Source organism: Paraburkholderia fungorum (assembly GCF_902833645.1).
Taxonomy (GTDB): domain Bacteria; phylum Pseudomonadota; class Gammaproteobacteria; order Burkholderiales; family Burkholderiaceae; genus Paraburkholderia; species Paraburkholderia fungorum.
This window is the reverse complement of the sequence record NZ_CADFGE010000003.1, coordinates 464,752-490,935: the sequence shown is the minus strand read 5'-3', so window position 1 is coordinate 490,935 and position 26,184 is coordinate 464,752. Positions and strand designations below refer to the sequence as shown.

At 62.1% G+C, this 26,184-nt stretch carries 22 protein-coding genes; 11 read left to right on the top strand and 11 right to left on the bottom strand.

The genetic code is table 11. The features are described 5' to 3' along the window. Nucleotides 1-26: 26 nt before the first annotated feature. Nucleotides 27-314 (bottom strand): DUF4148 domain-containing protein, encoded by a 288-nt coding sequence (locus HWX91_RS13370; protein ID WP_028194205.1) that lies wholly within the window; start codon nucleotides 312-314, stop codon nucleotides 27-29. Nucleotides 315-526: 212 nt separating this feature from the next. Here HWX91_RS13370 and HWX91_RS13365 point away from each other — a divergent pair, with 212 nt between their 5' ends. The 3 genes from HWX91_RS13365 (at nucleotide 527) to HWX91_RS13355 (ending at nucleotide 3,108) form a co-directional block, all read left to right on the top strand. Then, the gene (locus HWX91_RS13365) at nucleotides 527-742 is read left to right on the top strand and encodes a hypothetical protein (RefSeq protein WP_028194204.1); all 216 of its coding nucleotides are present in this window, start codon (nucleotides 527-529) and stop codon (nucleotides 740-742) included. After that, the gene (locus HWX91_RS13360) at nucleotides 735-1,964 is read left to right on the top strand and encodes an ATP-grasp domain-containing protein (RefSeq protein ID WP_028194203.1); all 1,230 of its coding nucleotides are present in this window, start codon (nucleotides 735-737) and stop codon (nucleotides 1,962-1,964) included. Before HWX91_RS13365 ends, HWX91_RS13360 begins: the two co-directional genes overlap by 8 nt. A 151-nt stretch (nucleotides 1,965-2,115) precedes the next feature. After that, entirely contained in the window at nucleotides 2,116-3,108 is a 993-nt protein-coding gene (locus HWX91_RS13355; RefSeq protein WP_051743187.1) for a LacI family DNA-binding transcriptional regulator, read from the top strand. 138 nt (nucleotides 3,109-3,246) lie between these two features. Here the strand turns inward: HWX91_RS13355 and HWX91_RS13350 are convergent, their stop codons facing one another. The 3 genes from HWX91_RS13350 to HWX91_RS13340 form a co-directional block, all read right to left on the bottom strand. After that, the gene (locus HWX91_RS13350) at nucleotides 3,247-5,406 is read right to left on the bottom strand and encodes a malate synthase G (RefSeq protein WP_375792407.1); all 2,160 of its coding nucleotides are present in this window, start codon (nucleotides 5,404-5,406) and stop codon (nucleotides 3,247-3,249) included. A 38-nt stretch (nucleotides 5,407-5,444) separates the two neighbouring features. Then, nucleotides 5,445-5,849 (bottom strand): heme-binding protein, encoded by a 405-nt coding sequence (locus HWX91_RS13345; RefSeq protein ID WP_028194200.1) that lies wholly within the window; start codon nucleotides 5,847-5,849, stop codon nucleotides 5,445-5,447. 86 nt (nucleotides 5,850-5,935) lie between these two features. Continuing rightward, nucleotides 5,936-6,874 (bottom strand): SMP-30/gluconolactonase/LRE family protein, encoded by a 939-nt coding sequence (locus tag HWX91_RS13340; protein ID WP_030099186.1) that lies wholly within the window; start codon nucleotides 6,872-6,874, stop codon nucleotides 5,936-5,938. 236 nt (nucleotides 6,875-7,110) lie between these two features. On the opposite strand from HWX91_RS13340, the gene HWX91_RS13335 reads away from it, so the two are divergent. From HWX91_RS13335 to HWX91_RS13320, 4 genes are all read left to right on the top strand, one after another. Further along, on the top strand, nucleotides 7,111-8,658 hold the full coding sequence (locus HWX91_RS13335; RefSeq protein WP_028194198.1) for a UxaA family hydrolase: 1,548 nt from the start codon (nucleotides 7,111-7,113) through the stop codon (nucleotides 8,656-8,658). A 102-nt stretch (nucleotides 8,659-8,760) separates the two neighbouring features. After that, on the top strand, nucleotides 8,761-10,068 hold the full coding sequence (locus HWX91_RS13330) for an MFS transporter (RefSeq protein ID WP_028194197.1): 1,308 nt from the start codon (nucleotides 8,761-8,763) through the stop codon (nucleotides 10,066-10,068). A gap of 73 nt (nucleotides 10,069-10,141) precedes the next feature. After that, the gene (locus tag HWX91_RS13325; RefSeq protein WP_028194196.1) at nucleotides 10,142-11,434 is read left to right on the top strand and encodes an MFS transporter; all 1,293 of its coding nucleotides are present in this window, start codon (nucleotides 10,142-10,144) and stop codon (nucleotides 11,432-11,434) included. A 123-nt stretch (nucleotides 11,435-11,557) separates the two neighbouring features. Continuing rightward, complete coding sequence (locus tag HWX91_RS13320) at nucleotides 11,558-12,724, top strand: mandelate racemase/muconate lactonizing enzyme family protein (protein ID WP_042273677.1); 1,167 nt, start codon at nucleotides 11,558-11,560, stop codon at nucleotides 12,722-12,724. A gap of 66 nt (nucleotides 12,725-12,790) precedes the next feature. Here the strand turns inward: HWX91_RS13320 and HWX91_RS13315 are convergent, their stop codons facing one another. Both HWX91_RS13315 and HWX91_RS13310 read right to left on the bottom strand, forming a co-directional pair. After that, complete coding sequence (locus HWX91_RS13315; protein WP_028194194.1) at nucleotides 12,791-13,720, bottom strand: dihydrodipicolinate synthase family protein; 930 nt, start codon at nucleotides 13,718-13,720, stop codon at nucleotides 12,791-12,793. A 41-nt stretch (nucleotides 13,721-13,761) separates the two neighbouring features. Further along, nucleotides 13,762-14,760: a 2-hydroxyacid dehydrogenase gene (locus tag HWX91_RS13310; RefSeq protein ID WP_042273674.1), complete on the bottom strand. Its 999-nt coding sequence runs from the start codon at nucleotides 14,758-14,760 to the stop codon at nucleotides 13,762-13,764. A gap of 144 nt (nucleotides 14,761-14,904) precedes the next feature. Here HWX91_RS13310 and HWX91_RS13305 point away from each other — a divergent pair, with 144 nt between their 5' ends. The 3 genes from HWX91_RS13305 to HWX91_RS13295 are packed head-to-tail and all read left to right on the top strand — an operon-like array spanning nucleotide 14,905 to nucleotide 18,280. Beyond that, on the top strand, nucleotides 14,905-16,644 hold the full coding sequence (locus HWX91_RS13305) for an IlvD/Edd family dehydratase (protein ID WP_028194193.1): 1,740 nt from the start codon (nucleotides 14,905-14,907) through the stop codon (nucleotides 16,642-16,644). 53 nt (nucleotides 16,645-16,697) lie between these two features. After that, nucleotides 16,698-17,441, top strand: a complete 744-nt coding sequence (locus HWX91_RS13300; RefSeq protein ID WP_028194192.1) for a GntR family transcriptional regulator — start codon at nucleotides 16,698-16,700, stop codon at nucleotides 17,439-17,441. A 32-nt stretch (nucleotides 17,442-17,473) separates the two neighbouring features. After that, complete coding sequence (locus tag HWX91_RS13295; protein WP_028194191.1) at nucleotides 17,474-18,280, top strand: NAD-dependent epimerase/dehydratase family protein; 807 nt, start codon at nucleotides 17,474-17,476, stop codon at nucleotides 18,278-18,280. Between the two features lie 101 nt (nucleotides 18,281-18,381). Here HWX91_RS13295 and HWX91_RS13290 read toward each other — a convergent pair whose 3' ends face one another. Further along, nucleotides 18,382-19,281, bottom strand: coding sequence for a LysR family transcriptional regulator (locus tag HWX91_RS13290; protein WP_042273671.1), 900 nt, complete (start codon nucleotides 19,279-19,281; stop codon nucleotides 18,382-18,384). Between the two features lie 171 nt (nucleotides 19,282-19,452). On the opposite strand from HWX91_RS13290, the gene HWX91_RS13285 reads away from it, so the two are divergent. Further along, a complete protein-coding gene (locus tag HWX91_RS13285; RefSeq protein WP_208459034.1) occupies nucleotides 19,453-20,424 on the top strand; it encodes an amidohydrolase family protein in 972 nt (323 codons plus the stop codon). A gap of 195 nt (nucleotides 20,425-20,619) precedes the next feature. On the opposite strand, the gene HWX91_RS13275 is transcribed toward HWX91_RS13285, so the two are convergent. From HWX91_RS13275 to HWX91_RS13260, 4 genes are all read right to left on the bottom strand, one after another. Next, complete coding sequence (locus HWX91_RS13275) at nucleotides 20,620-21,561, bottom strand: glutamate cyclase domain-containing protein (RefSeq protein ID WP_028194189.1); 942 nt, start codon at nucleotides 21,559-21,561, stop codon at nucleotides 20,620-20,622. A 48-nt stretch (nucleotides 21,562-21,609) separates the two neighbouring features. Next, nucleotides 21,610-22,911 carry an MFS transporter gene (locus HWX91_RS13270; RefSeq protein WP_035519172.1) on the bottom strand — a complete coding sequence of 434 codons (1,302 nt, stop codon included), beginning with the start codon at nucleotides 22,909-22,911 and terminating at the stop codon, nucleotides 21,610-21,612. Between the two features lie 186 nt (nucleotides 22,912-23,097). After that, complete coding sequence (oxlT, locus tag HWX91_RS13265; protein WP_028194187.1) at nucleotides 23,098-24,384, bottom strand: oxalate/formate MFS antiporter; 1,287 nt, start codon at nucleotides 24,382-24,384, stop codon at nucleotides 23,098-23,100. A 137-nt stretch (nucleotides 24,385-24,521) separates the two neighbouring features. Next, on the bottom strand, nucleotides 24,522-26,141 hold the full coding sequence (locus HWX91_RS13260) for a gamma-glutamyltransferase family protein (RefSeq protein WP_028194186.1): 1,620 nt from the start codon (nucleotides 26,139-26,141) through the stop codon (nucleotides 24,522-24,524). Nucleotides 26,142-26,184: the final 43 nt, after the last annotated feature.

Here is a 26,184-nt window from a genome sequence, read left to right as displayed (position 1 = left end):
TGGGCGGCACGCATTGCTTCACGGCATCAGTTCGACGCCGACTCCGAATGGGCGGCTGCGGAGTCTGTGGTAGTTGTCGGGCTTGCGGCGTCGGTGCCATGCCGGATCGCATAGATTTCGCGATTGCGGGCGACGGCCTCTGCAGACGGCGGATAGTCGCTCCTGGGTGCCGGTACGAGGCCGTCTGCCTCGGCCTGCACGAGTTGAGCGTACACCTCGGCCCGCGTCAAGCCGCCGGTGGATGACTGGGCGAAAGCATTGGCGCCGAACGACAAGCTGAAGGCGATCACAGCGAAGGCGGTAAGCAGTTTCATGGTGTTTCTCCGGTTGGCGAGGAATGAATGGCTTGCACCACCATTCCTATTGTTGTCATTCCGGCTGTCGACGCGTTGACCGCAGGATTACCGTTTCGTTAACTACACGAAGCGTGGAGTGCAACTGCATTGCAGCGCGTGCCTCGGGTATGCCTTCGCATAGCGGCTTGTGGCTCGCGCGAGCCGTCGCATCAACATTTAAGGGAACACACATGTGCGCAGCGAAGCACCACGCAAAGCCGGTAGGTTTGTCGCTGGTTGTCGATAACTCGACGGTGGGTGACAGGGCAACATATCGCGAAGCGCCGTCCGCGGAGGGTATTCCTGAAGGCTGGTTCGAGGAAGAAGTTGGATATGTCGGCGCGCTGCCTTCGGCGGTTCACGCTCTGGCGGACCCGGATGAAAGCGGACGTGACGGCCATGACTGAAGCAACCTGCGAGGCCTATCAATCCCTGGGCCTGAGTGTATTGTTAAGGGCGGCGACCGCGGGCAATGACCTGACGCCACTGGGCGTGAGTCTGCTTGAGTACGCGCAGCGCCATGACGATCCTGGCGCACTGCTCGATCTCTCGCTGGTCCTGGAGATGAAATACGAAAAGCCGGCGGCGCTTGCCGTTCAGCGGCAGGCATTGCAGATGCGCCGACTTTACCGGATTAAAAATGCCAGCACGGAAAGTCCGTCGGTAAAGTTGCTGGTGCTGAAAGCGCCCGGCGACCTGATGGCGAATACGCCGGTCGAGTGCCTTCTTGAACACGCCGACTTGCAGGTCGACGTGCTCTATATCGACGAACACTCCACGCAGGAATGCCGCTTGCCGGAGCATGATGTCGTGTTGGTGGCAGCGTGCGCGCTGGATGAGAATATCGCGGCTCTCGACCTGATCGCCTCGTTGTTACACACGACAACAAAGCCCGTGCTCAACCTGCCGGAAGGTATCGCGCACACGACGCGCGAAGCGGCCTACGCGCTGCTGGGCGGCGTCCCGGATATCTGTATGGCGCCAACGAGACGCGTTTCGCGCGCTGAAATTCTGGATCTGCTCGCGGGTCGATCCGACAACCTCGTCATGCTGGACTTGGATTATCCGCTCATCGTCCGCCCGGTCGGATCGCATGCCGGCGAGGGGTTGGAGCGCATTTCCTGCGCCGCGGAACTTGCCGATTACGTGGATCGTTCGGCTGTCGCCGAGTTTTACATCGCGCCCTTCATCGACTACAGCAGTGCGGACGGACTGTTCCGTAAATACCGGATCGTGATGATCGGGATGACGCCTTTTTTGTGTCATATGGGCATTTCGGCGCACTGGATGGTTCACTACCCCTACGCGGAAATGATCGCGCATCCGGAGCGCCGGGCCGAGGAGGAGCGTCTGATGGCCAATTTCGACACCACCTTTGCGGTGCGCCATCGCGAAGCTTTGCGCGCCGTAGTCGAGCGGACAAGCCTGGACTACGTCGGATTCGATTGCGCCGAAACAGAAGACGGACGGCTGCTTATTTTCGAAATCGCGACAGCTATGGTCGTCCACGATATGGACGATGCGGCCTTGTTTCCGTACAAGCTTGCGCAAATGCGCCGGGTGTTCAGTGCATTTCATCAATTGCTGCTTGCCGCGCGGGTTGGCCGCAATCCCTCGACCGGTGCCTGAATCCGGATCCCGGCGGCCTCCATTTCCCGGTGCGCCTCGTTATAGAATGCGGCTAAGAAGGCGCGATCGTGCGCCTCGACACCGGGCAGGGTGCAAGTTGACCGCAGAAACAAAGAAAAGAGCGCCGCGTCGCAAATCGAATGCAATTTCCGTGTTGGACGTGGCACGCGCAGCGGGTGTATCGACCGCGACCGTTTCGCGTGTGCTGAACGGCAACGCGACGGTAGCGGCCGAACTGCAGAACCGCGTACGCGAGATCGCACAGACACTCGGCTACACGCCGCACGCCGCGGCGCGCGCGCTGGCGTCGCAGCGCTCGAAGACGATCGGTGCGGTGATTCCGTCGCTGGAAAACCAGAACTTCGCGATCGGTGTGTTCGCGCTGCAAAAGCGCATTGGGGAAGCCGGCTATACGTTGCTGCTTGGCTGTTCGTACTACGACCAGGAGGACGAACTGAAGCAGGTGCGTGCGCTGATCGCGGACGGCATTGCCGGCCTGATGCTGGTAGGCCGTAACCACTCGCCTGCGCTGTACGAACTGATCGAAAAGGAGCAGATTCCGCTCGTCAACGGCTGGACCGTCGATCACGATCATCCTTATGTCGGATTCGACAATGTCGCGGTGGGTCGGCGCCTCGCCGAGTATCTGCTCGAACTCGGGCATGTGCGATTCGGCATGATTACCCAGATGACGCAGCACAGCGATCGTGCGGCTGATCGCGTCGTTGGTGTGCGCGCGGCGCTGCAGTCACGTGGGCTGCAGTTGCGCCACGAGCATCTGATCGAGATGCCGCATAAGATCATTGAAGGCCAGATGGCGATGAAGGCGCTGATGAACGGTCCCGAGCGTCCAACGGCTGTCATCTGCGGTACCGATCTGCTTGCAATCGGTGCGCTTGCCGAAGCGCGCGAGTCGGGTATCGACGTACCGGGCGAGCTGTCGATAGCGGGCATCAACGACATCGAGTTTTCCAGCTTCACGTCGCCGCCGTTGACGACCATGCGGCTCGCAGCCGACGAAATCGGCGCGCGCAGCGCCGAGTATCTGCTCGCCCGGATCGAAGGGCGGCCGGTCAGTTCGCAGTACATCGTGCCGACCGACCTGATCGTGCGCGGTACCACGGGGCGCCCTCGCAACACCTAGCTCGGCGGCACACGGCGTGGCGCCTTGTGAAAACACGAACCGGGGCCGCCGGTCGCCAGACGCATGGACGCGCGGGACGACGGCGGTGGCCCTCCATGCAGGCCGGAATCGTCCCGCGGTGTCGACTGCGATCCGCGCCTAAGCCTTCGCGCCCAGCCGGAACTTGTGCAGCAATGGCTCCGTATACCCGGCAGGCTGCGCGCGCCCTTCAAAAACCAGCGCCTTCGCCGCTTTGAAGGCGAGCGATGTGTCCAGGTGACCGGTCATGGGCTGGTACTGCGGGTCGTTGGCGTTCTGCGCATCCACCACTTTCGCCATGCGCTTGAACGTTTCGTTCACCAGCGCCTCCGACACCACCCCGTGATGCAGCCAGTTCGCAATGTGCTGGCTCGAAATGCGCAGCGTCGCGCGGTCTTCCATCAGACCGATATCGTGAATATCCGGCACCTTCGAGCATCCGACGCCCTGATCGATCCAGCGCACCACGTAACCCAGAATCCCTTGCGCGTTGTTCTCGATTTCCTCGCAGATTTCCTCCTCCGACCACTGCGCCTTTTCGACCACAGGTATGGTCAGCAAGCCATCGAGCAGTTCATCGCGTACGCTGTCGTAGCCCGTCGTTTCCAGCTCCTGCTGCACGGCCTGAACGTCAACTTGATGGTAGTGCAGCGCGTGCAGCGTTGCGGCGGTCGGCGACGGCACCCAGGCCGTGTTCGCGCCCGCTTTCGGATGCGCGATCTTCTGTTCGAGCATCGCGTGCATCAGGTCGGGCATCGCCCACATGCCCTTGCCGATCTGCGCGCGTCCGCGCAATCCCGAGCTTAGGCCGGCCAGTACGTTATTGCGCTCGTAAGCCGCGATCCACGCCGACGATTTCATATCGCCCTTGCGCATCATCGGACCCGCTTCCATGACGCTGTGCATCTCGTCGCCGGTGCGATCCAGGAAGCCCGTATTGATGAACGCCACGCGTGCCGATGCCGCCGCAATGCACGCCGGCAGGTTGACGCTCGTGCGGCGCTCCTCGTCCATGATGCCCATCTTGATGGTGTGGCGCGGCAGCCCCAGCAGATCTTCGACGCGACCGAACAGTTCATTGGCGAACGCGACTTCGGCCGGCCCGTGCATCTTCGGCTTGACGATGTAAATCGAGCCGGTGCGCGAATTGAGCTTGTTTTGCAGGTCGTGCATCGCGCCCAGCGATGTCATCACGGCATCCAGAATGCCTTCGGGAATCTCATGACCGTCGCGATCGACGATCGTCGGATTTGTCATCAGATGCCCCACGTTGCGAATGAACAGCAACGAGCGGCCATGCAGCTTCACGGTCGAGCCGTCGGGCGCGGTGTATGTGCGATCGGCGTTCAGGCGGCGCGTGAAGGTCTTGCCGTTCTTCGTGACTTGCTCGGTCAGTTCGCCTTTCGCGAGGCCTAGCCAGTTGCGGTAAAGCTGGACCTTGTCGGCGGCGTCGACGGCGGCAACCGAGTCTTCGCAATCGATAATCGTCGAGACGGCCGCTTCCATCAGCACGTCTTTCACGCGCGCTGCGTCGGTCTTGCCGATCGGGTGCGTGGCGTCGATCTGGATCTCGAAGTGCAGGCCGTGGTGCTTAAGCAGGACGGCGGAAGGGGAGCCAGCGTCGCCCTGATAGCCGATGAACTGTGCCGGAACCTTCAATGCCGACGAGCCGTTCTTGAGCGTGACGGCGAGCTTGCCGCATTCCACGCGGTATGCGATGGCGTCGACGTGCGAGCCGTTGGCGAGCGGCGCGGCTTCGTCGAGGAAGGCACGGGCACGCGCGATCACGCGCGCACCGCGGACTACGTTGTAGTAAGCGGTGCGTACCGCGCCGTCGGTTTCGGGGATGGCGTCGGTGCCATAGAGCGCGTCGTACAGGCTGCCCCAGCGCGCATTCGCGGCGTTGAGCGCGTAGCGCTGGTTCGAGAGCGGCACGACGAGTTGCGCTCCCGCCTGTTCGGCGATTTCGGTATCGACGTTCTCAGTCGTCGCTTTCACGGCTGCGCTCGCCGGCACGATATAGCCGATGCCTTCGAGAAATGCGCGGTATGCCTTCAGATCGCGCACCGGCCCCGGATTTGCGCGGTGCCACTGGTCCAGCTCCGTCTGCAGACGGTCGCGTTCTGCGAGCAATGCGCGGTTCTTCGGCGCGAGGTCGTGGACGAGGGCATCGAAGCCTTTCCAGAACACCTCGCTGTCGATGCCGGTCCCGCGCAATGCTTCATCGTCGACAAATTTACTCAGAACAGCCGCAACACGCAGCCCGTTTCGCTCGATCATTTCACCCATCATGTGCTCCAACATTTCCAATGTATCAATCAGCCGTTGAGGCTGTTTGCTGCGGTTCTGGCCACTTGCGAATCCTGCTCCGGCTTGACCCCGGACACGCCGACCGCGCCCACAATGTGCCCGTCGACCACGACCGGGACGCCGCCTTCCAGCGTGCCGGCCAGCGGCGCGCTCAGGAATGCGGTCCGGCCGCCGTTGATCATGTCTTCGTACTGCTTCGATTCACGCCGGCCGAGCGCTGAGGTACGCGCCTTTTCGGTCGCGATGTAAGCGCCGATCGGCGCACAGCCGTCGAGTCGGAGCAGGGCCAGCAGGTGGCCTCCGTCATCCGCAACCGCAATGGTGACTGCCCACTGGTTTTTCTCTGCTTCCGCGCGCGCGGCTTCGAGGATTCGCGTAGCTTCTACAACGGTCAATACGGGTTTGCTTTGCATGTCGGGGTTATCAAGTCTGGGTTTCAAAGTGAAGCGTCGCCACCGGCGCACGCCGGTGACCGGGATACGTTGCGCGGCGAACCGGGTTAGCCACCCAGGGCGCCCTGGGTGTTGACGTGGACCGCATAAATGGACTGCGACGCCGCCATGAACAGCCGGTTACGTGCACGTCCGCCAAAACACAAATTCGCGCAGCGCTCGGGCAGGGCGATCCGGCCAATCATCTTTCCTTGCGGCGAAATGACCATGACGCCATCGAGTTCGTCGTTGCCCATGCCCCAGCCGCACCACAAATTGCCGTCGATGTCCGCGCGCATTCCGTCGATCGTGCCGACTCCGGCGTCGTAGAACATCCGCCCTTTACCGATTCCGCGACCGTCCGCGTCCATTTCATAGACGTGAATCATCCGGTTGGGCACGCCGCGCGATTCGATGATGTAGAGCAGCTTCTCGTCGGGTGAAAAGCACAGGCCGTTTGGCCCTTTCAGGTCGCGCGTGACGACGGACGCTTCGCCCGTCACGCCGTCGATCCGGTAGACGGAGTGCGGGAGTTCCTGTTCCGCCTTGATTCCTTCGTAGTGTCCGGAAATGCCCATCGGCGGATCGGTGAACCAGATGGAGCCGTCCGATTTCACTACCAGATCGTTGGGGGAATTAAGTGATTTGCCTTCAAAGGAATCGAGAAGGACGGTGATGCTGCCGTCGTATTCCGTGCGTGTGACGCGGCGCCCGTGCTCGCAGGTGACGAGTCGTCCCTGCCGGTCACGGGTGTTGCCGTTTGCGTAGTTGGAAGGTTTCCGGAACACGCTGACCACGCCTGTTTCCTCCTCCCATTTCAGCATCTGGTTGTTCGGAATGTCGCTCCAGAGCAGATAGCGTCCATCGCCGAACCAGACTGGACCCTCGGTCCACCGGTAGCCTGTCGCCAGCCGTTCGACAGCCGAAAAGGCCACGCGGTATTTATCGAAGGAAGGGTCTAGCGAAATCACCCGGGGGTCGGGGTATCGCTCAGCTTGTTGCCACATCTCAATCTCCAGTTCGGGTAGCCGGCAATTCCGCCTCTGCGGCGGCACGACCGGTAGTATAAAGGTAAATGAGTAAGCGCTTTCTCTTGAATTCGAGACTGAAGTACCATAAGATGCCTGAAATTCTTGAGTTTTGAGCAGCTGAACATTGGCCGTAGCGGTTATGCAAGAAAGCGATTACTCGGTTCGCGCCCTGTTTGATCGTCCGGTGCAAATTTTTGGAAGGGCAATGCCTGATGTCTGAGATGACGAGCAAGGACGTAACCGGCCCCGTGATCCGGTTGCATCCCGCTGACAATGTGGTAATCGCGCGCATCGACGTCGCAATCGGTACGCCGGTTCCGGCGGAAGATTTTGTTTGCCGCAGCCAGGTGGCCGCGGGTTACAAGATCGCGGCGAGGCCCATCAAAAAAGGTGAGCCGGTCCGCAAATACAACGTGGTGATCGGTTTCGCCGCAACGGATATTGCCACCGGTACGATGGTTCATAGCCATAACGTCGAGTTCCGCGAGTTCGACCGGGACTACGCATTCGGCGCTGACTACCGCCCCGTCGAGATGGTGCCCGAAGCCGGGCGCGCCACGTTCCAGGGCATCGTGCGCGACAACGGCGAGGTTGCCACGCGCAACTACATCGGCGTGTTGTCGACAGTCAATTGTTCGGCCACGGTCGCGCACAGGATCGCCGAATGGTTCACGCCGGAACGGCTGGCGGATTACCCCAACGTCGACGGCGTGGTCGCATTTACGCACTCGATCGGTTGCGGCATGGAAATGAGCGGCGAGCCGATGGCGCTGCTGCGTCGGACCATGGCGGGTTACGCGCGCCATCCCAATCTCGCCGCGGCGCTGATCGTCGGGCTTGGATGCGAGCGCAACCAGTTGGCCGGGCTGATGGATCAGGAGGGACTCACGGCTGATTCGCGGCTGCACACGTTCATCATGCAGGAGAACGGCGGCACCCGCCGCACCATCGAGGCGGGCGTGGCTGCGGTAAAGGCGCTGCTGCCCGAGGCCAATCGCGTGAAGCGCACGACGGTTCCGGCAAGCCACCTGAAGATCGGTCTGCAATGCGGCGGCTCGGACGGCTTTTCGTCGATCACCGCCAATCCCGCGCTTGGCGCGGCGGTGGATTTGCTGGTCCGTCACGGCGGCACGGCCATCCTCTCCGAAACACCCGAAATCTACGGCGTGGAACATACCCTCACGCGGCGTGCGGTCAGCCGCGAAGTCGGCGAGAAGCTCGTTGAACGGATCCGCTGGTGGAAGGACGAGTATTCGGTCGGTCGGGACGTTCAGATCAACGGCCAGGTCAGCCCGGGCAATCAGGTGGGCGGACTGGCGAACATCTTCGAAAAGTCGATTGGCTCAGCGATGAAAGGCGGCACCGGCCCGCTGATGGAAGTGTATCGATACGCCGAGCCGGTGAGGCAACCTGGACTCGTTTTCATGGACACGCCCGGATTCGACCCGGTCTCCGCGACGGGGCAGATTGCGGGCGGCGCGAATCTCATTGCCTTCACGACAGGGCGCGGTTCGATGTTCGGCGCCAAGCCCGTGCCGTCGCTGAAGCTCGCCACCAACACGCCTATGTACACCCGTCTGAGCGAAGACATGGATCTGAACTGCGGCGGGATCCTGGATGGCGTTGCGTCGATCCGGAGTACGGGCCAAAAAATCTTCGACGCTATTCTTGCGGCCGCGTCGGGCGAGCGCACCAAAAGCGAAATGCTCGGGCTCGGTGACCACGAATTCGTGCCGTGGCAGATCGGCATCATGAGTTGAGTCCGCAGCGGCTCAGCGCATCGCGAGGGCGAACGGTCATTTACACCCATAAGTAAAACCGCCGCCCTGTAGATAGTCGGACAAAAGTAGCGGAGACAGCCCTTGAGTACCCAAACCACGGCAATACGAATACCCGACAGCGCGGCAAGCAACTCGATCTACACGCGAGTGACCTGGCGCTTCATGCCCTTGCTGTTTGTCTGCTACGTGGTGGCCTATCTGGATCGGGTCAACGTGGGCTTCGCCAAGCTCCAGATGCTCAGCGATTTGAACTTCAGCGAGGCGATGTACGGCTTCGGCGCCGGCATTTTTTTCGTCGGCTATTTCTTTTTCGAGGTGCCGAGCAATTTGCTTCTGCATCGGCTCGGCGCGCGCCGCTGGATCGCCCGGATCATGCTCACGTGGGCCGTGCTCTCGGCCGCGACCGCCTGGGTCACCACGCCCACGATGTTCTACGTATTGCGTTTCTTTCTGGGCGTGGCCGAAGCGGGCTTTTTTCCGGGGTTGGTGCTGTATCTCACCTACTGGTTTCCGTCGCATCGGCGCGGCAAGATGATCGCTTTCCTGATGGCCGGCAATCCGGTGGCGGGTATTGTCGGCGGCCCGATATCGGGCTTTATCATGCAGCGCCTGGCGGGGAACGCGGGGCTTGCCGGCTGGCAGTGGCTGTTCATTCTGGAAGCCGTCCCCGCGCTGATCCTGGCGGCCGTCATTTTCTGGTTCCTCGACGACCGGGTGAAGGACGCAAAGTGGCTGCCGGTGCAGGATCGCGACTTCATTGCAGCGGAAATCGATGCGGAAGAACGCACCAAAAGCCACGGATCCGTGCGCGAGGTCTTCACGTCGCTCAAAGTCTGGACCCTGTGCGCGATTCTGTTCGGTATCGTGATGGGCTCCTATGCCGTCGGCTTCTGGCAGCCAACCATCATAAAGAGTTCCGGAATCAAGGACGCCTTCACCATCGGACTACTCACGGTTGTGCCTTATCTGGCCGCCTTGATTTCGATGATTGTGGTCGGCCGCCATGCGGACCGTACGCGTGAACGCCGCTGGCACGTCGTGTTGCCGCAATGCGTGGCGGCGGCGGGTTTCGTGATGTGCGCCTACGCGGGCAGCAATACGTATATTGCGTTGCTTGGACTGACGCTCGCCGCTTCGGGCGTCATTACGGCCTTACCGATGTTCTGGGCCTTGCCAACGTCCTTTCTCGGCGGCACCGGTGCGGCCGCCGGCATTGCATTGATCAATTCGACGGGCAATCTCGCGGGATTCGTAAGCCCTACGCTTGTCGGATGGCTGAAAACGGTCACGCATTCGCTTGATTCGAGCCTGTTCCTGATTGCGGGGTCGCTGATCGTCTCCGCATGTCTCATCTTGACGCAGCTTCCCGCGAAGCTTGTCAACCGGTAGTACCTCCATGGCACTCGAGAGAAGTGCCAGACAATAATGTTCGGCATCCTTAATTACATGGAATAGAGGCAACATGAAGACTGGGAAGTATCGTTACGTTGTCGCGTTGCTTTTGTTTGTTGCGGGCGCGATCAATTACATGGACCGCGCGGCGCTTGGCGTGGTCGCGCCCATCCTGAACAAGGAGCTGAGTCTTTCACCATCGCAACTCGGCGTGGTGTTCAGCAGTTTTTTCTTTGGCTATTCCATCTTCGCATTCGTCGGTGGTCAACTCGCCGATAAGTACGGGCCGCGCCGGGTTTTCTCCTGGGCAATGGGGACGTGGTCCATTCTCTGCGGGCTCACTGCGGCCGCCACTGGATTCGGCACGCTGCTGGTCTCCCGGGCACTCTTCGGCTTCGGAGAGGGGCCGATGAATTCGACGACCAACCGGACCATCACCAACTGGTTTCCCCGGCATGAAACCGCAACCATGGTCGGCTTTACGTTTTCGGGCCAGACGGTGGGCAGTGCGATCGCCGGGCCGGTGGTCGGACTGATTGCCATTGCGTACGGCTGGCGCACGTCGTTTGTGATTATCGCCGCGCTCGGACTGGTGTGGATCGTCGCCTGGCGCATATTCGCGACCGACAAGCCGGCGCAAAGCGCGTGGGTTGGCGAAGCGGAACGCGAGATGGTCGAAGCGAGCCGTGGCGCGGCACATCCGGCGGAAGGCGGCGACGAAAGCACGCCGCTGCGCAGCTACCTGTTTCGGCCGAGCACGCTCGCGCTTGGCGTCGGACTTTTCGCGGTGAACTACACACTGTTCGTGTTCATCTCGTGGATGCCGAGCTATTTCACCAACGCGCTGCATCTGGACATGAAGCACATGAGCATTCTGAGCGCAGTGCCCTGGGCCTGCGGCGGGATCGGATACTTCGGCGGCGGCCTGCTCGCCGACGCGTATTTCAAGCGCATGAGCAACAAGCTGCTGGCGCGCAAGGTCTCGGCAATCGTACCGCTGGCGCTGTCGGGTCTCGCCCTGGTGGGCGTCAGCATGGTCGATTCCGTGACGCCCGCAGTCCTGCTTGTCGCGTTCGCCGTGCTGTTCCTGACGGCTTCGTCGCAAGCCTGCTGGGCCATCATGCACGAGCTTGTGCCAGGCAGGCATCTCGGGGGCGTGAGCGGATTCGTTCACCTGATGAGCAACATTTCGGGCATCGTCGGTCCGACCATGATGGGTTTGGCGGTCCAGTACCTGGGCGGTTACAGCAGCGGCTTCATGCTCGGCGCGGCAGTCGATCTGGTCGGCGTGCTGGCCATGCTGCTGGTGATCGGCCGGCGCGCGTCAGGCGAGCCCGCCGGGACGCCTACCACCGCCGCATAAGCGGTCCGTCCTGCCGCGCAAGCGGTCAGGGCGTGGTACGCAGAGCCATCCACCTGCGACGGTGAGTGCGGCCGCACGATCGGTCCCATGAGCATCGGTATTTTTTCGAGTCGATCCACTGCTATGAAACACGTCATCGTTGAAACTGAGGAAACCGGTTATCAGACACGTTCGCGGGTCGTATCGGTGGAGGCGCGCACCATCCGCGTGCCGCTTGAGCGCAGCACTGCATTCTCGACCCGTCTTGTCACTGCCCGCGACTACACGGTCGTGCGCGTCACGACAGCCGATGGCCATTACGGCATTGGCTTTTGCTACAGCGGCAACCGCGCCGGCATGCTGGTCACGTATGCCGTGCGTGAATTGTTCGCGCCGCTGTTGCTCGGGCGCTCCGCGCTCGACGTCGAAGGCTCGTGGTGCGCGATGTACGACGAGTCGCTGCTGCAAGGGCGGGCCGGCTCGGTCATGCGGGCACTGTCCATCCTCGACATCGCCTTGTGGGACCGGAATGCACGCGCTACGGGGCTGCCGTTGAGCCGCTATCTCGGCGGCACATGCAGTGCCACCGTGCCGGCCTACGCCAGCGGTGGTTACTACCTCGAAGGCAAGACGCCCGAGCATCTCGGCGAGGAGATGGCGGGCTACGTGGCGCTCGGGTTTCGCGCGGTGAAAATGAAAGTGGGGCGGCTCGATCCGCGCAGCGAGGAAGCGCGGATCAGGGCGGCACGAGAGGCGATCGGCGACGACGTGCTGTTGATGCTCGATGCCAACAACGCCTGGTCCGACGTTCCGACCGCGCTCGAGTACATGCGCCGGTACGAGCCGTTCAACCCGTACTGGATAGAAGAGCCGTTCAGTCCGGACGACATCGAGAGCCATGCGCAACTGAGCCGGCGCACGCCGGTGACTGTCGCTACCGGCGAGATAGAAGCAGGGCGCTGGCGGCATCAGGAGTTGCTCGACAAGCGCGCGGCCCTGATTCTTCAATCCGACGCGGCGGTATGCGGCGGGATTAGCGAGTGGCGGCGGATTGCGGCGTCCGCCGCGGCCGTGGGCGTGACGATGTGCCCGCACTGGTTCCACGATCTGCACGTTCATCTGGTGGCATCGACGACCAATGCACGCTACGTCGAATTTTTTCCTGACGATCAGGTGCTGAACTTTCGTCGACTAGTGGATACGCAACTGTCGTTCGCAGACGGCAGGCTGACCGTGCCGACTCGTCCAGGCCTCGGCTTCGACTTCGACGAAGCCGCGCTCAACGAATACGCGCTGGACGATTGGGCGTGAAAGCAGTGAATAGCAGCGAGGCCGCCGGATGCATATGCAACCGGCGGCCTTGTTCTTCAGGGCACATCAGGCGGCGACTTCGACTCCCGGCATCGAGAAGTCGATTTCGCGGAGTGCGGTGGCGAGCGCATCGCACTGCACTGGCGTCAGATCGACTAGAGGAGGACGCACGATGCCCCAATCGGGATCGTTCGAATACACGCCGATCGCGGCCTTGAGCGCGGGGATCATCGGGAACCTCGCGAACGCCGCACGCGTGGCGTCCAGGGCTGCCTGACGGGCGTCGGCTTCGGCCGATTGCCAGTGACGATACAGTTCCACAATAGCTGCCGGATTGACGTTCCCGGTTGCCGTGATACAGCCGACGCCGCCCGCGCGCATGGTAGCCAGCAGGAAGTTTTCGTTGCCGGCGAACACGTCAAAACCTTGCGGCTGGAAGCGCTCGAGCATGGCCTGCGTGTTGCTCCAGTCGCCCGAACTGTCCTTCACGCCGGCGATCACGCCCGGGAAAGCAGCGAGCAGCCGCTCGATCAGCGCGAGGCTGAGCGGCACCTGGGACACAGGCGGGATGTGATACAGATAAATGCGCAGTGCGTCGGAACCCACGCGCTCGATGATTTGCGCATAGCTGCGGAACAAGCCTTCGTCAGTGACGCCCTTGTAGAAGAACGGCGGCAGCATCAGCACATTGTTCACCCCCAGCGAAAGCGCATGGCGTGACAGTTCGACTGTGTCAGTGAGTGCCGAGCAGCCGGTGCCGGGCATCAATCGATCGACCGGAATGTCCGCGCCAACCAGCGTTTCGAGCAGCTTCATTTTTTCGCTGACGGCGAGCGAATTCGCTTCCGAGTTGGTGCCGAAAACAGCGAGTCCGACATCCTGTTCGATCAGCCATCGGCAGTGACGGACGTAGCGGTCGTGGTCGGGGAGAAGATCTTTTGTGAACGGCGTGACCACGGGCGAGTAGACGCCGCGGGGCCGGTTGACTGAGGTCATCGCGTGTTCCTTTTGCTTGGGGTGGGGGTGTTTCGCGCCATTCAGCCGGCGATCTGCTGCGCGGACGAGCGGGCGTGGAGCGCTTCGGGGTTGACACAGGTCGACGAGAGCTGGCCATCGAGTGCTTCGATGAGATTGCGCACCGCGCGCATCGCCATGTTTTCGCGGGTCTGTTGTGTAGCGGAACCGATATGCGGCACCGCTACCACGTTCGATAACTGGAGTAGCGGCGAGTCCGGCGACACCGGTTCGCGTTCGAACACGTCGAGACCGGCGCCGAGAATGCGGCCTTCACGGAGATGCGCGATGAGGGCGGCTTCGTCGACGACCTGTCCGCGAGCACAGTTGATGAGAATGGCCGACGGCTTCATGGTCGCGAGTTCGGCGCTGCCGATCAGTCGCTCGGTGGCGGGCGATAGCGGCACCAGCACGCAGACGAAATCCGCAGTCGCAAGCAGTTCGGGAAGCGGCCGCCATTGCGCGCCGTAGCGTTCCTCTGCTTCAGGGTTGCGGGAGCGATTGGAATAGATCACGTCCATGCCGAAGCCGAGGGCGGCGCGTTTGGCGACGGCGCTGCCAATGCGTCCAAGCCCGACGATGCCCAGCGTCTTGTGATGTACGTCGACACCGAATTGCGCCTCGCCGATGGTCCGCGTCCACTGGCCGCGCCGCGTCCAGTCGGCGAGTTCGGAAATGCGGCGGGCGGTCGCGAGGATCAGGCTGAATACAAGGTCCGCGGTAGTTTCGGTGACTTCTTCTGGCGTATTCGTCAGAACAATGCCGCGGCGCGAGAGTTCGGGAACGTCGAACGCGTCGAAGCCCGCCGAAATGGTCGACGCAACCTGAAGCAGGGGCGCTGCATCGAGGATCTCTGGCGTGATCTTGAGATTGTTGCCGACCATGCCATGAGCCGTGCCCAAGGCCCGCCTGAATGGCGCCAGGTCGCCGGAGGAAACGTCGACCAGCTCGACGGAACAGTGCTCACGAAGGAGCCCCAGCACGGCAGGAGGCAACGAACGATAGGCCACGACATGCTTCATGAAGACCTCAGCGGAATGCTGTTAGAGAGGGTTGATGTGCGGCATCGGCCGCAACGAAAAAGAATCGCTTGCGGACAGACTATAAGTATCGGTAAGATTCTCGTCAAGATTATTGATAATTTCATCGAAGATTCAGGAGTAGCTATGAGCGAGAAGAAAAGCGGCTTGCGGAAGGGCCTGACGAACTACGGGGATGAAGGTTTCTCGCTTTTTCTGCGCAAGGCCTTCATCAAGGGTGCGGGCTATACGGACGACGCGCTGTCGCGTCCGATCGTGGCCATCGCGAACACGGGCAGTGCCTACAACCCATGCCACGGCAACGCGCCGCAGCTGATCGAGGCGGTAAAGCGCGGCGTGATGCTGGCTGGCGGGCTGCCGGTCGAATTCCCGACCATTTCGATCGCCGAGAGCTTTTCGCATCCGACCAGCATGTACCTGCGCAACCTGATGTCGATGGACACGGAGGAGATGATCCGGGCCCAGCCGATGGACGCGGTGGTGCTGATCGGAGGCTGCGACAAAACCGTCCCGGCCCAGTTGATGGGTGCGGCGGCGGCGGGCGTTCCTGCTATTCAACTGGTGACGGGCGCCATGCTCACGGGCTCGCACCGCGGTGAACGGGTGGGCGCATGTACGGACTGCCGTCGTTTCTGGGCGAGTTTCCGCGGCGATCAGATCGACGCAGCCGAGATCGAGGCGGTCAACAATCAGCTTGTCGCGACGGTCGGGACCTGTTCGGTGATGGGCACGGCAAGCACGATGGCTTGCATTGCGGAAGCCTTGGGCATCATGCTGCCGGGTGGTGCGTCAGCGCCTGCCGTGACCGCCGATCGCATCCGCATTGCGGAGCGCACCGGCGCGCAGGCCGTGGCGATGATCGGGCAGGATCTGAGTCCGGCGAAAATCCTGACCCCCAAGGCGATCGAAAACGCGTTGCGGGTGCTGCTCGCAATCGGCGGCTCGACCAACGGCATCATCCACCTCACGGCAATCGCGGGCCGGCTCGGCATTCGCATCGACCTTGAGAAACTCGACCAGATGGCGCGTGAAACACCGGTGCTCGTCGATCTGAAACCGTCTGGGCAGCACTACATGGAAGATCTGCATCGCGCCGGCGGCCTCACCACGGTCATGCGCGAGATCAAAGGGCTGCTGCATCTCGACGCTCTCACTGTGACCGGCCGTACGCTCGGCGAGGAGCTGGACCTCGCCCCGGCGAGCTTCCCGCAAGACGTTGTGCGCCCGCTTGACCGGCCGATCTTTCCGCAAGGCGGTATCGCGGTGTTGCGCGGCAATCTCGCGCCGGGCGGCGCGATCATCAAGCAGTCGGCGGCGAGCGCCAGCCTGATGGAGCACGAAGGGCGGGCTGTCGTCTTCGAGGACGCGGAGGATCTGGCGCGCCGTATCGACGATCCGGAGCTGGAAGTGGAAGCGCACGACGTACTGGTGCTCAAGCGGATCGGACCGGTCGGCGCACCGGGGATGCCGGAAGCGGGCTACATTCCGATCCCGCGCAAGCTCGGCCGCCTGGGTGTGAAAGACATGGTGCGCATTTCCGATGGACGCATGAGCGGCACGGCATCCGGCACAGTGGTCCTGCACGTCACGCCTGAAGCGGCGATCGGCGGTCCGCTCGCGATCGTACAAACGGGCGACCGGATTCGCCTGAGCGTGGCGGATCGTTCCATCGAACTTGCTCTCAGCGACGAGGAAATTGCAGCGCGTCTCGCCGCGCTGCCGGCGCACAAGGTGGATCCCGAGGAGCGTGGTTATCGCAAGCTGTTCCTGACGACGATCACTCAGGCTGACGAGGGCTGCGACTTTGACTTTTTGCAAGCGTCCCGGATTACCGCGACGGTTCCCGGCGACAGAAACAAGGGTTAAAGATCGCATTTTCGTATAGGCTCGCGGCTTAGATCATTTTGCGGATCCCTTTTATGAGCAACGCTGCCACGCCCAAACGCTCCAATGCACCCACGACGAAGACGGTCGAGCGCGACCGCAATATCGACGAGACGCTGCGCAGCGTCGCGGACGAACTCGAGGAGCAGATCGTCCTTGGCGTTCTGCATCCGCGCGAACGTCTCGTGGAAGACGATCTCTGCGAGCGCTTCAACCTGAAGCGTCACGTAGCCCGTCAGGTGCTGGTCGAGCTGGAGCGGCGCGGGCTGGCGGAGCGCCGCAAAAATGTCGGCGCGGTGGTCAAGTCGTTTACGCCGCGCGAGGTCACGGAACTGTATGCGCTACGCGAACTCCTGGAAGCAGACGCGGCGAGGCGCATCGTTTTTCCGGTCAGCAGCGAGGCGCTCGATGCATTAACGGCAATTCAGGCAGAGCACGACGAAGCAGCCATCGCCGGCGATCTGCGGCGTGTGTTTCGCGCGAACATGGCCTTTCACCATGCGTTCTTTGCGCTGTCGGAAAGCCAGGTTTTAACCGAGGCGATTCACGAATATGAACGCCGCACGCATGCCATTCGTTCGGTATCGATCGTGTTTCCCCAGTATCTGGAGAAGGCTCGCGCCGATCATCATCAGATGATCGAGGCGCTCCGATCCGGCGACCGGGAATCGTTGATCAAGTTATGCCGGGAGCACCTGGTGCCATCGCGCGATGCGTATCTTGAAGCGCACCATCGCCGCTCGGCCGGCTATGTCGTACAGAAGGGCGAGACCGAATAACCGCATTTATCTGAATCACGGAGAGGGTATCAATGACTCGAGTACTGATTACCGGCGCGGCCGGCCACATTGGACGTGTGCTTCGCGCCGGTTTCCAGGGCCACTATGAACTGCGCCTCGCGGATATTGCGCCGCAGGCGGACGCGCAGCCAGGTGAGGAAATCGTGACCGCGGACATCACGCGGCTGGACGATCTTCTGCCGGTCATGCAGGGCGTCGATGTCGTCGTGCATCTCGCCGGCATTCCTGACGAGGATCGCTGGGAACGCATCCGCGATATGAACATCGAGGGTTGCTACAACGTGTTCGAAGCGGCCCGGCAAGCGGGCGTCAAGCGCGTGGTGTTCGCCAGTTCGAACCATGCAGTGGGTTTTCATCGTCGCGACCGGATGATCGACAACAGCGTCGAGCCGCGCCCCGACAGCCGCTACGGCATCTCAAAGGTGTTCGGCGAGGCGCTAGGCCGGATGTATGCGGACAAGCATGGCATGTCGGTTGCCTGCATCCGGATCGGTTCATTCCGTCCGGACAATCGGCCAACGGCACCGCGCCATCTGTTCACCTGGATCAGTCATCGCGACATGGTACAGGTAGCGCGCCGTTGCATCGACTATCCGGACTTTCACTTCGCGGTCGTGTACGGCGTATCCAATAACGCGCGCAATCGCTGGGACAACGCCAACGTGCGCTATCTCGGCTTCGCGCCGGAAGATGATGCCGAACTGTACGCGGCTGAGATCAAGGCGACGGGAAAGACGGAAGATGCGCGTGAAGCGTTGTTTCATGGCGGCTTCGGCTGCCTGGTCGAATTCGACGGTGATCCGCTCCGCATCGATTGATCCGCCGTGCGAACAAGCGCGCCCGGTGCGAATCGAGGGGCGCTTTTCGCAGGCAGACTCAAGCGTGGACTCAGACATGCTGACCGGCGCCCTCGCGCCGGCTACCCCGGAATCAGCACGCGACTGCGTGTGAGCACCTCTTTTGCCAGCGCCACGATGGTGTCCGCGCCGCTCAGACACTCTTCCTGATAGGCGACAAAAAACCCCTGCTGAGTGATCGGCCGTTCAGTGTTGAGCACATGAATCAGCCCGGCATCGATCTCCGCGCGCATGATCGCGGGCGACAACACGGCGGCCGCATGTCCGGCCGCCACCAGTCGCGACATCATCGACAGCGAATTGCATGAGCTGATGTTGTCCGGATTGCAACCGGCGCTGCGTAACCAGTTCATCACAAGCGAATGGTTCGATGACGGCTGCGAGACAGTAATGATCGGCACCGACGCAAGCTCGTGAGGCGCGACACTGCAGTTGGGTACGAGTTGCGGCGACGCTACCCAGTGCAGATCGGTGTAGCCGATGGCAGTCTCGACCACGTGAGGCGCATCGGTGGAATCGTTCAGTATCGCTATGTCCAGTTCGTGAGCGCCGAGCTTGCGTCCTAATGCGACGCCCACATCGATTGTCAGTTCGATCTTCATGTGCGGATATCGCGACTTGAGCTGCGTCAGCAGATCCGCGAGCCCCGCGAGAGCGATGGACTCGATCGCGCCGAGACGTAGAAGCCCGTACATGGGGTCGGTACGCTTCGCAATCTGCTCGAGCCGTTCGGCGAGCCTTAGCATCTGTTCCGCATTGGCGAGCGCGTCGTGACCGGCGAGCGTGAGTTCGGAGCGGGTCCGGCTGCGCGTGAAGAGTTGCACGCCGAGATGCTCTTCGAACTCCTGGATGCGTGCCGAAATGGTCGGCTGCGTGAGATGCTGATGACGCGCTGCCGCATGAAATCCGCCTAACCGCGCCACCCAATAAAAGGTTTCAATTTGCTGAAGAGAAATGCGCATGATCGAAGGTTTCTATCAGATGACGTGGCTAACTTTGATTATCTCCCGGAAAAAATGCATGCGTATAGTAGTCCACTCTTTTCGTTGCACCGTAGCGCGCCGCGATCGTTGACCGTTTGCAGCAGGACAGTTCGTAGCACCGATTGACCCGCCGGCTAAAGGAGTTGCCGCTTGAAGCAACAGAAGCAAAACCGTCGCGATATCTCCCACGGTGGCAAAGACCCTGAGCGCAGCAACCCGGCGATCGGCCTCGCGACCATGCCAGCCTCACCCGGCGAATCTGCTTTCCCTGACGAGCGCGCACGCGTCGGCGGCCTCGGCCGGCCGCGCTTTCCGGTTCCACCGAACGCGACCGATAGTCATCACCACATCTACGACGCGCGGTATCCGGTTGATCCGTCGGCGCGATTGCAGCCGCCGGACGCGACGGTCGGCGACTATCGCGCGCTGCAGCAAATGCTCGGCGTCGAGCGACATGTCGTCGTTCAACCGTCTACGTATGGAACCGACAACCGTTGCCTGCTCGATGCCTTGGCGCAATTCGGAAAGACCGCGCGCGGCATCGCGACCGTGCCCGTTACCGTTACGGATGGTGAGCTGGCCGGCCTTCACGATAGGGGCGTGCGCGGGCTGCGCTTTAACCTCGAATACCTGGTCGGCGTCACGGTATCGATGATGGAGCCGCTCTCGAAGCGGATCGAACCGCTCGGCTGGCACATTCAGGTCAACGCCACCGCCCGGCAGCTACTCGCGCATCGGCAGTTGCTGGCGAATCTGTCTTCGCCCCTCGTGATCGATCATATGGGGCAGATCCCGCAACCGGGCGGCGCGGAGCATGCCGCGTTCCGGATGGTCGAGGCGCTGGTGGCCAACGGCCGTACCTGGGTCAAATTGAGCGGACCGTATCTCGTGTCGCAAAGCGGAGCGCCGGTCTACGCCGACGCCGGCCTGGTCGCGCTCAGGTTTGCCGAGCTTGCCGCGGACAGGGTGCTGTGGGGATCGGATTGGCCGCATCCGACGCAAGCGGCCGACAACAAGCCGGACGCCGCTCGCTTGCTGGATGATCTGACGCTGTGGATACCTGATGAATCGACGCGGCATCGAATCCTCGTCGAAAATCCTGCGAGGCTCTACGGCTTCTAGCGTGCGGGCCTCGTTCCCTACAGGCGGCTCGCGAGTTGCTCACGCACTCGCTATGACCCTTCGGTGTTAAGCACCACTGCACTCGGGCAGAGATAAGCAGTCGTGCAAGCATGGCGCGGCAATAGCATCATCCGGTCGCCGACAGCCCGATCACACGCGCGGGCAGTCGCATGCAGGCCATCGACAATGCGGCGCTCACGCGTGCGACGGCGCTGCGAGGTATCCGTCGACGTGCGCCCTGAGCTGACCCAGTACCTGTGCATGCTGTTCCCACGACAACCGGTCGACGCTCATCTTCGGCGTCGCGGGGCGGTCGATTCGGCTATCGTCAACCGCCTGTCCGACGTCGACCGCCGCTGCCAGATACGCCCGGTCGCGCTCCGGTGTGAAGTCGGTGAGCAACCGCGCGGCTGCGTCTCGCGGCGCGACCATTGCCATCGCGGATACCAGACCCCAACCGCCCCAGTTCGAGACACTGGAAACGATCAGGTAGTCCGCGGGAATGGCTGCGCTGATCAAGGGGCCGTTGGGAATGTCGTCGTGGACGATTTCCTCGGGCAGCACGCCCATGCCGATTTCATTGCCACCGTCGCCGATGCCGATCGTGACCCACGGACGCGACCACTCGGGATCCTCGAACAGAAGGTGAAGCGGAGCGGTATCGTCGGACATATCCGCGCCGTACTCACGGTGCGGTTTGCCGTCGCTCGCGGGGGACACCCGCTCGATCGCGATCATATGCGTGATCGGACGTTCAGCCTCGCTTAACCGGGCTCTCAATGACCTGACCGATGCCGCGCTCACCGAGGTGATCTCGAACGCCACGTCTTTCGGCAATTCCGTGGTGACGGCCCAGACGGCCTTACAGCATGGCGCATCCGAGATCACTGTGACCGGTATGCCGAGGTTAGAAAGTGCGGCGGCCAGATGGGCCATGCCGCCGAGCCCGTCCGTCTCCGGCGAGGGCGGCACGGCATTGCGTATGAAGAAACCCGTCACGATACCGACGTGGGCGTTCGGTGTGCCGATGATCGAACGCGCGGCCGCTTCCAGCTGACCTTCAACGAACCGCTTCATGCGGCCAATGTCGCGGCGGACGGTTTGGCCAATGATGTCCTCGACTTTTGCTATTCCCATTTTCCGATCTCAGTTGCAACGTTGTTCATGAGAGGCGCGACGTTTCGCTCAGACCGGAATCTTCGTTTCATAATCGATTCCGACCGAACAGACCAGCAGGCCGACGCCCATTGCGGCGAAGCACATCAGCGCGAGGAAATAGGAGCCCGTGAACTGAACGATCGCGCCAATCGCAATCGGGATCACCATGCCGCCGATATTTCCGCCGAAGTTGAGCAGCCCACCGAGCGTGCCCACCTTGTTGCGCGAGGCGAGCATTGCGGGGATCGACCAGTACAGTCCGCCCCACCGTAGAAAGAAGAGCGTGATGGACAGCAGGATCACGACCATCGTGGGGCTCGTCGCGTGTGCCACCGAAAACACCGCAATCGTGGCAACCACCCCAGCGATACCGAAAATCGTGCGCATGACGCGGTTCGGCGCGGCGCCGCTGGCGAGCCACTTGTCGGCGACGTAGGCGCCGAAGAGTTCGCCAATGAAACCGCAGAAGAAGATCACGAAGCTGGCACCGCCCATTTGCTGAATGTTGAAGCCTTGCACTTTCTGAAGATAGGTGGGCATCCAGGTCAACAGGCCGTAGTAAAGCGTCGTGCAACACATGAAGCCGACGAACATCAGCAGCACTGAGCGATACCTGAAGAAATCGAGCGAATTGCCCGACAGGTTCTTCGCTTCTTTTTCATCTTCCTTCCGCCGGGCCTGCTCGATGTGTTCCGCTTCGGCTTCATTGACGCCGGCGTGTTCGCGCGGTTGATTCTTGATGTAATACCAGGCGCCGATGCCGCACAGGACCGTGCCTACGCCGGCAATCGCGAACGCTGCGCGCCATGAGTGCGCGACTACGATCAGCCAGGTGATCAGCACCGATCCGAGCGCCGCGCCGAGCGGCGAGCCGCCATCCATCAGCGATGCGCCGCGCACCCGCTCATGCTGCGTGAGCCACATCGCATTGAGCGCACCTCCCGCCGAGGCTACGGGTGCTTCCGCCACACCGAGTCCGAGCCTCGTGGCGAGCAGGGACACTGCATTGGTCGTCAATGCGCCAAGACCCTGGAAGGCACCCCAGAGCAAAGTGCACAACGCGAGGACGAGCCGCGGCTTGAAGCGGTCGACGGCCATGCCGCCAGGAATCTGCATCAGCGTGTAAGACCAGAAGAAGGAACTCATAATGAGGCCTTGCATGACCGGTGTAAGCGTGAACTCGCTTGCGATCATCGGCATCGCGACGGACAGGGAGGCACGGTCGATGTAGTTGACCGTAACCAGCAGCAACATGATGAGGAAAATCTTCCAGCGAACCGATGTTTTCGGTTGGGCGTACGCCATGACCGCTGCGGGTGCTCTGCTCATGCCTGTTCTCCTGATTCGCCGTTTGAATGTCAGACACGCGCTCGGCGCATTGCGCATCGGCGATGGATGAACGGTCATCTGCCACGCCGCGGGCAGCCGTTTCGTGCTGGTTAAAAATGAGTATAGGTGCGCGGATCTGAGTGGAGATAATCGAAAATGACCCGCGCAACCGATAGAAATCGCCGATCATCGGTGCACGTTTGCAGCAAAGCGCGCGCGCTTCGGCTTCAGCATGAACATCGCAAGCGCGGCAGTGCTCAGGTCGAGCACAATCGCACAGCCGAACACCGGCACCCAGCTGCCGGTATGCTGATGCAGCAGTGCGGCCAGCGGCCCGCCGAAGATCGAGCCGATGCCGAACGAGATGTAAAGCCATCCATAGTTGGCGGTGGCATAGCGGGTACCAAACGTATCGGTCAGGGTCGAAGGGAACAGCGAAAAAATTTCGCCCCAACCGAAGAACACCACGCCGGACAGCAAGACGAACAGAACCGCGTTGTCGCGCGTCAGCAGCCAGAGCGCCATCGCCACACCTTCCAGCGCGAACGCGAAGCACATCGTGTTTTCGCGCCCCAGGCGATCCGAGATCCAGCCGAACAGCGGACGGGTCAGGCCGTTCGTGAAGCGGTCGATCGTCAGTGCCAGCGGCAGTGCGGCGAGCCCGAAGACCAGCACCTTGCTGACCCCGAAGTCGGCGGCGAAGCTTGCCATCTGCGACGTGACCATGAGGCCCGAGGTAGACATCATCGTCATCATCAGGAACATCAGCCAGAAGAGCGGCGTCCTGAGCATCTCGGATGGGCGGTAGTCGCGCGTCGCGACCGCTGTCCGGGATACGGCCGAGCCGATACTGTCCGCCGCAGGCGGTACCCGCAGACCCTGCGAGGCGAGGAGACCGACCGCTGCGAAGACGATGCCGTACAGCCACAGCGTGGATTCGACACCGTGCGTTGCCAGCGAGGCTGAGATTGGAAAGGTGGTGACAATGGCGCCCATGCCGTAGCCTGCGGCCGCTACGCCGGCGGCGAAACCGCGTCGATCGGGAAACCAGCGAACCACGAATCCCACCACGCCGACGTAGACGATGCCGGTGCCGAGACCGCCGACGCAGCCATACGTGAGGTACAGCATCGACGTACTGTGCGCGTACGAAGCGAGCACCCAGCTGAGGCCTGCCAGCAACGTACCGATCGAGATCAGCCGGCGCGGCCCGAAACGATCGATCAGAGCGCCCTGGAATGGTGAGAAAAATGCTTGCAGCAGCACGAGCAGTGAGAATGTCACCTGCAGTTCCGGCAGCGCGATGCCGAGTTTGGCCATGAGAGGCTTCGTCATCAGCGTCCATACATATTGCGGACTCGAAATCGTCATCATGCAAACAAGGCCGAGTCCGAGCTGGATCCAGCGGGTATACCCGGCTGTTTGCGCGGCGGGTGAGGCGGCGCCTTTCAGTGATTGCGTGGGGGTGTTCAAGGTGCTTCTCCGCTCTGGATTGAAAGATCGACAGATGGACGGACGTGCGCCGTCCTTGCCGCGGGCGCGAACGCTCGCGGGTTATTGGTTCAGAAAAGGTGCGGGCGGCGCGGCCGCCCGCTGTCTAGCGGATGCGCCTACCAGCCAGCCGCGGCTCCGTCGCTGCGCGGGTCGAAGCCAGCCTCCAGACATCCGTTGCCGTGCCGGAGGATCGCGCCGGCGTGGCCCATTGCTTCGTCGTATGGCCGCATCTGTTCGACTTCATGGCCGAGACGGCGCAGCACGTTGAATGTATTGGCGGGAAACCGCGCCTCGAGCTTGAGTGATTCATTGCTTCGCCCCCAAGTCCGGCCCAGCAGCCAGCGAGGCGCATCGATCGCGGCTTGCGGATTCCAGCCGAAATGCGCGATGCGCGAAAACACGGCGCTTTGCGATTGGGGCTGGCCGTCGCCGCCCATGTTTCCGTACACCATCGTGCGTCCGTCATTGAAGCGCGCGAGTGCCGGGTTCAGCGTGTGAAACGGCCGTCGTCCCGGCGTTAGCGGATTGCGCGCAGACGGATCGAGCGAGAAGCTGCAGCCGCGGTTTTGCCAGTTGATGCCCGAATCCGCAAGCACGAGGCCGCTGCCGAACTCGTGATAAATGCTCTGAATGAAGCTGACGGCTACGCCGTCGGCGTCGATCACGCCGAGCCATACTGTGTCGGCCGGTCCGAGACCGCGACCCCATGGGGCCGCCGCGGACATCGAAATCCGCTCGGCCATGGCGTCGAGCACAGGCGGCGCGAGCAACGCCTGCGGATCGATGTCCATGTAATCCGGGTCGGTGATGTGCTTGTCGCGGATGGCGAACGCGAGCTTGGTTGCCTCCACGCACGCGTGGACGTACTCCGGGCCGAGCGGATCCATATCGTCGCGCAAGACACGGTCAAGCACACCGAGAATCTGCAGCGAGACAAGCCCTTGCGTGGGCGGTGGCATGTTGTAGATCGTGCCGAGCGAATGCGTGAGTGCCAGCGGCGTGCGCAGCCTTGCGCGATGCCGTTCGAGGTCGGCTAGCGACAGCGGACTTTCGAGGGCGCGCAGGTCGGCCGCGATGCTGCGGGCGAGGTCGCCCCGGTAGAAGTCGTCGAGACCAGCGTGGGCGAGGCGCTCGAGTGTCGCGGCGAGGCGCGGCTGGACAAAGCGGTCGCCGACAGCCGGCACGCCGGACGGGTCGTCACCCGTCAGAAACGTCTGTGCGAACCCCGCGACCGATTCGAGTTCCTGCCGTTTGAGCGCGACGCATTCGGACTGACTGCGCGTGACTGGAATACCGCCGCCTGCGTAGGCGATCGCGTCTTCCAGCAGCCGTGCGACCGGCAGCTTGCCGCCGAGCGTGTCAGTGGACCACTGATGCGCCAACGCCCAACCCGACACTGTGCCGGCCACCGTATTCGCCGCCAGCGGTCCGCGAAACGGAATCGATTGCAGGCCGCGTGCGCGATAGGCGTCGATCGTCGCCGCTGATGCCGCCGCTCCACATGCCTCGATGCCGACGGGCTCTTCGCCCGGCCGCGAAATCAACCAGAAGCCGTCGCCGCCGATGCTGTTCATATGCGGATACACCGCTGCGATGGTCGCCGCGGCGGCAATCATCGCCTCGACGGCATTGCCGCCGTCGCGCAGGATCGCGAGCGCGCTTTGCGACGCCAGCGCATGGGGTGTCACCGCCATCCCGCGGATGCCCCGCACCGGATTTAAAAATTCTGCAGACATATTTCCTCAAACCCTCAATCGAACTTCACTACCCGCTCAGCCG